A 5,175-nucleotide genomic window follows, 5' to 3' on the forward strand; every position below is an offset into this window, starting at 1 on the left:
ATCTGCATTTTTCTCGGTTTTTAGAGCAACTTGTAATTTTTCTTTTTGAGCGGGTTTCAAATAATTTTTGGCTGGCATATTTTTTTCGTTTTTCGGATTTCCTATTTTAATTATACCCTATTTAAATGCCGAACAGCTTAAGGCTTCCACGATTAAATCCGTCATTACTGGACGACGGGCTAAATCCAATAATTGCGGATTTTCCATTACCTTTTCAACTGTGGCAGGTTGAGCTTGAAATGACAACACCTGGCGGATTTGTTCATCCTCAAACTTTTCCAATTCCAGCACTTCAAACTGAGGCGTTTCCCCGGTCAAATTCGCAGTCGAGGCTTGTAATTCACCATTCAGTAACGCTCGTCCTTCTTTAGCTTCGGGAAAATGTTCGGTGCGACAGGTTAAAATAACTTTGCTTCCGGGTACGACCACCTTCGCCAATTCCCAGAAGTTGTTAATCATTTGCTGGCGATCAACCTTGGCTGCCATTTCGTCAAAGCCATCGAAGATGAGCAGCAATTTTCCCATGCGATTGAGTTGATCAAAAACTTTGCTATTCAGGCGAATATTATGCTGACTAAAAAAGAAACCCGCCAGAACATTCTCCACATCAACAGCTTTGGCATAGTCGCGCAGGGTAATCACTAAGGGTAAGCGAGGACGGGAAACGCCGCGTTTTTTTGCCTCCTGATACCGTTGCAATGCTATCCAGGCATAGTGGAAGGCAAACCAGGTTTTACCTGTACCAAATTCTCCCAAAATTGAAATATGTTCTTTCGTGGGGTCATCTAACCAGAGGTCAATATACCCGTCAATCCAGCCATCGCGTTCATCGTAACGACTCACGGCAATTTGACGCTGGGTAATTGGATCTATTTCGGCTTTGCTGCAAGCTAACGGCACATACTTTTGATCAATCTCACGCCGTTTTACCTCTGTTTCTAACCAGTCCAAATACTCCCGAAAATCTGCCGCTTCATCCAATAATTCATCAAAAGTATAACAAAATAAATCACGATTTTCCCGCGTTTCCACCGCATCACGGGCGGCGCGACTGATGCGGCGTGGGGTGACTAACCAGCCTTCATCGGTTCGTTGAGTATCCACTGATTCTCGCAAGGCGGTGACATCCCGAATTCCGGCTTCTCCCTCAATCCCCCTGACCAAAATCCGGTCATATCCGCGTCGGGCGGGAATGTTGACAATCCATTCAAAATGTGCATTACCCCAGATTTGATAGGGTTCAAAGTCATAACCCAGGGTTTCAAACCAGCCCTTCATCTGTTGGGCTAAACCAAACGCCGGACAGGGGATTTCGGTGGATGATTCCTGGGCTGATAATAGAGATTCTTGTGCCGCCAACCGCGCTATCTCGGTACGAATTCCGGTTAAGGTGGGGAGTCGATCCAACCGTTGATGCAGGGTTCTCATCGATTTGTGTAGGGAGTCGATTTTCTGGTTGGTGAGAACGTCTGCTGGAGTGCGCGATCGCTTGGCAACTTCAATGAATACGGTAGCAAAGGCGGCAAATTCGCGCTTGGGGTCAATTCTTAATTCTCGGATTTCATCCCCCAAGGCGTATCCGTCGAGAAAGGCTTCCCCTTGTTGCAGGAGAATGGAGGGGTTATTGCGATCGAAGGCTTGGCGAAAAGCTTGTTGAATCTCGTTTTGTCGGAATAGTTCGAGAATTGGCTGGGGTTTGCCGATGCCGTATTCGACAAAGGCGTATTGATAAATGCTGGTAAAGTCAGGATGGGGATGTTCGGGATCGAGATTAAACTTTTTCAGGAGTTTGATGACGGTTTCGTCCCGTTCCAGCTTATTTTTGAGTAGGGGGGCGGCTGGACGTGCGATCGCGCTGATTGCAGTGATGATTGGATCGAGGTTGATGGGGATCACGGCGGTGGATTTTTATGGGGTGGTGCGGGTTTAACTATTATTTTAAATAGGGTTAATGGTGGCTGTGTTCAGTTTATGGCGCTAAAGCGCAACTACAAGCGCAACTACGAACGACGAACGGCAGTATTTAGTACAAGCGGGTCGCCCCTACACTCAGACGTGAATTATGAGGGATAATGGCTGGAAAGCGTTGACTCATATCGATATTAGGGATAAGTAATGGCAGGCAAACTCAAAAAAGGATCATTAGTGCGCGTAAATCGCGAAACGTTGGATAATAGTGTGGAAGCTAAAGCCAGTGATACTCGCTTTCCTCCTTACCTGTTTGAAAGTGATGGGGAAGTGGTCGATACTCGGGGTGACTATGCCTTAGTCAAGTTTTATGTACCGACCCCGAATATTTGGTTTCGCCTCGACCAACTCGAAGTCACTGGGTAAAGTAGTAGCGTGACACGCCTAATTTGCTCCATTAGCCTGGTCAAAAATCCAGGCTTGCGCCCAAAAAAGCTGTAAAATTGCGCCATGTTAGCTGTGCCACGCCTGTAGTCTAGTCGCGATCGCAGAATCGATCTATAGCCATGGCATCTTCCTCGAATTTACCTATCGCTTGCAATGATCACCGCGTCACCGTCATTGGTGCGGGTCACGTCGGTAGCACGTTGGCGCACCGGATTGCCCAACGCAATTTGGCAAATGTGGTACTTTTAGACATTGTTCCCGGTATTCCCCAAGGCATTGCCCTGGATTTAATGCAGGCACAGGGAATGGATTGTCACAATCGCGAGATTATTGGCACCAATGACTATATGGATACCACCGGGTCTGATGTGGTGATCATCACGGCGGGTTTACCCCGTAAACCGGGGATGAGTCGAGATGATTTACTCAAAATTAATGCCAAGATTGCGGTGGAGGTGGCGGAAAAAGCGATCGCGCGATCGCCCGATGCCTTGTACATTATTGTCACTAATCCCCTGGATGTGATGACCTATTTGGTCTGGCAAACATTAGGATTACCCGTGTCACGGGTGATGGGAATGGCGGGAATGCTGGATTCTGCCCGTTTCCAAACCTTTATTGCGATGGAATTAGGGGTATCGATTGCGGATGTCAGTGGGTTAGTCTTAGGGGGTCATGGCGATTTAATGGTACCCTTACCCCGCTACTCCACAGTGCGAGGGATTCCGATTACTGAACTGATGGATGAGGAAACAGTTGATCGCTTGGTAAATCGGACTCGTCATGGTGGCGCAGAAATTGTGAATCTGATGAAAACTGGCGGGGCGTATTCCGCGCCTGCATCCTCGACTTGCGCGATGGTGGAAGCCATTTTACATAATCAGTCGCGACTTTTACCCGTGTCATCCTATCTAGATGGGGAGTATGGTTTAAAGGATATTTTCATTGGTGTCCCCACGCGGTTAGGATGTCGAGGTGTCGAAAAAGTTGTGGAAATTAACCTCACCGATACCGAACGCGCCGCTCTGCATACGTCAGCAGAATCGGTTCGTAAAAATATTAAGCGGGCGCAGGAAATGTTGGGTTGATTGTCATTTGTCATTCGTCATTTGTCCTTTGTCATTTGTCCTTTGTTGGGGGTGACTGATTACTCCTGATATGGATAATAGGGATAATTGTGGCAAAGGATAATGGATGATTATGGCATACGCGATCGCGAAGTCCCAGGAGTCTCAAGTTGAGTCTCCCGTTTTCTCTGTCGAAGACTATTTGCTGAATCCCCCTGACCATACAGAATGGGTAGATGGTCAATTGGTGGAGAAGCAAGGGATGACAGCCAAACATGGTCGAATTCAAGCACGATTAGCTCGATATTAGCGGTAGTAGCTGAGGCACAAGTAATTGTGACAAGCAACCTCAAGGATTTCCCTGAACAGGTGTTGAATCCTTATGAAATTGAGGCACTTTCGCCGGATGAGTTCCTGATATATCTGTTTGATGAAGCTCCAGAGACAATGATGGAAATTGTCACGCAACAAGCGGCGGAGCTTAGGAATCCACCAAGAACAGTGACCGAAGTTTTGGATGAACTTGTTCTTCACGCACCACAGTTTTCAGCTATAGTTCGCTCTCAATTGAATTCTGTGGAGTAGTGAGATGAAGCAGCAATTCAATAAGCAATTAAACTGGCTACTTCACCGCCTGTATTGGTTTCCAACTATCCAGGGATTCTCGAATAGAGGTCAATTCACTGAGATACTCATTCAGTGCTGTGGCAGGCTTCCCATGCCCCAAAAGTAGATTGGCGTCAACAAAGTAATCCGTTGAAGAAATAAGCAAAACGGTAGAGATCAAGTTTGGGAATCTGACTCATCTATTAACGTCTCAATCAACAAATCCATTTGCTGTTGTCGCTGTTGCAGAAAGGCTTCACATTGACGCAAATACTCTACCGCTGAGGCAAATTGGTCAAATACCTCGGCTAATTCCAGTTCCCCTCGCTCGATTTGCTCAATAATCGTTTCAACCTGAGCCACTGTCGCCTCATAGTTCCAAGACGGCGGGAGGGAGGGTTCAGCCTGGTGGGTACGAGAGGATGCGATCGGATCAACCATGAGAATCTAGAGTGTCGGTCTCATAATACACTTAAGGATAGCCTGGAATCCGGCATCAAACGTTAAAATAATCCCGGTCAATATTTTTTCCCGAACCGGGAAAGTTAACCTGGAAAGCCGCTAAGAGGTACAATGCCCAAGACTTACACCGTCGAAATCAATCACCAAGGTACAACCCACACGATAGAAGTCCCAGAGGACAAAAAGATTCTTCAGGCTGCGGAGGAACAAGGGATAGATTTACCCAATGCCTGCAATGCTGGCGTTTGTACAACCTGTGCCGCTAAAATCATTGAGGGTTCTGTGGATCAAAGCGAAGGGATGGGACTTGGACCCGAATTGCAAGAGGAAGGGTATGTCTTGCTTTGTATCGCCTTACCACGTTCTAACCTGAAAGTTGAATCCGGTAAGGAAGACGAGGTTTACGATCGCCAATTTGGTCAACCGTCTTGAGCCAGCATGGTGTTGGGGCGTTGGGTTGAGCGAAGTCGAAACCCAACCTACTTGTGTTGACATGCACCCAGCATTTGTACCCCTTGACAATTGATCATTTATTGTAATTTACCCGTTCCGAAAAACCTATACAGAACTATGCATATCTATGCATATCTCTACATAGTCGGAACGTGCAGACCAAGACTCACCGCAGTCTACGTTAGACGGGTCATGACACCTTGATGTGAACGCCAGCATCATGCTCTATCGG

General features: G+C 47.0%; 6 protein-coding genes and 1 pseudogene. 5 read left to right on the forward strand and 2 right to left on the reverse strand.

Going from position 1 to position 5,175, the window contains the following annotated elements; translation table 11 throughout:
* Positions 1-138: 138 nt before the first annotated feature.
* Positions 139-1,896 (reverse strand): annotated as a pseudogene (locus RIG66_RS04315) (NACHT domain-containing protein); the annotation flags it as partial.
* Between the two features lie 219 nt (positions 1,897-2,115).
* On the opposite strand from RIG66_RS04315, the gene ndhO reads away from it, so the two are divergent.
* From ndhO to RIG66_RS04335, 4 genes are all read left to right on the forward strand, one after another.
* A complete protein-coding gene (ndhO, locus tag RIG66_RS04320; protein ID WP_446375546.1) occupies positions 2,116-2,334 on the forward strand; it encodes an NAD(P)H-quinone oxidoreductase subunit O in 219 nt (72 codons plus the stop codon).
* A gap of 140 nt (positions 2,335-2,474) precedes the next feature.
* Complete coding sequence (gene mdh / locus RIG66_RS04325; protein WP_446375548.1) at positions 2,475-3,443, forward strand: malate dehydrogenase; 969 nt, start codon at positions 2,475-2,477, stop codon at positions 3,441-3,443.
* A 106-nt stretch (positions 3,444-3,549) separates the two neighbouring features.
* Entirely contained in the window at positions 3,550-3,732 is a 183-nt protein-coding gene (locus tag RIG66_RS04330; RefSeq protein ID WP_446375550.1) for a hypothetical protein, read from the forward strand.
* A 26-nt stretch (positions 3,733-3,758) separates the two neighbouring features.
* Positions 3,759-4,007, forward strand: coding sequence for a hypothetical protein (locus RIG66_RS04335; protein ID WP_446375552.1), 249 nt, complete (start codon positions 3,759-3,761; stop codon positions 4,005-4,007).
* A gap of 198 nt (positions 4,008-4,205) precedes the next feature.
* Here RIG66_RS04335 and xseB read toward each other — a convergent pair whose 3' ends face one another.
* Entirely contained in the window at positions 4,206-4,469 is a 264-nt protein-coding gene (xseB, locus tag RIG66_RS04340) for an exodeoxyribonuclease VII small subunit (RefSeq protein WP_446375554.1), read from the reverse strand.
* 132 nt (positions 4,470-4,601) lie between these two features.
* On the opposite strand from xseB, the gene RIG66_RS04345 reads away from it, so the two are divergent.
* Entirely contained in the window at positions 4,602-4,922 is a 321-nt protein-coding gene (locus tag RIG66_RS04345; protein WP_446336493.1) for a 2Fe-2S iron-sulfur cluster-binding protein, read from the forward strand.
* Positions 4,923-5,175 lie beyond the last annotated feature (253 nt).

The sequence above is a fragment of the Coleofasciculus sp. E2-BRE-01 genome (genome assembly GCF_040221695.1).
Classification (GTDB): Bacteria; Cyanobacteriota; Cyanobacteriia; order Cyanobacteriales; family Coleofasciculaceae; genus Coleofasciculus.

What these genes read in the sequence shown, in the direction of transcription:
- ndhO (WP_446375546.1), top strand. Translation starts at nt 2,116, where the DNA reads ATGGCAGGCAAACTCAAAAAAGGATCATTAGTGCGCGTAAATCGCGAA.
- xseB (WP_446375554.1), bottom strand. Translation starts at nt 4,469, where the DNA reads ATGGTTGATCCGATCGCATCCTCTCGTACCCACCAGGCTGAACCCTCC.
- RIG66_RS04345 (WP_446336493.1), top strand. Translation starts at nt 4,602, where the DNA reads ATGCCCAAGACTTACACCGTCGAAATCAATCACCAAGGTACAACCCAC.
- RIG66_RS04330 (WP_446375550.1), top strand. Translation starts at nt 3,550, where the DNA reads ATGATTATGGCATACGCGATCGCGAAGTCCCAGGAGTCTCAAGTTGAG.
- mdh (WP_446375548.1), top strand. Translation starts at nt 2,475, where the DNA reads ATGGCATCTTCCTCGAATTTACCTATCGCTTGCAATGATCACCGCGTC.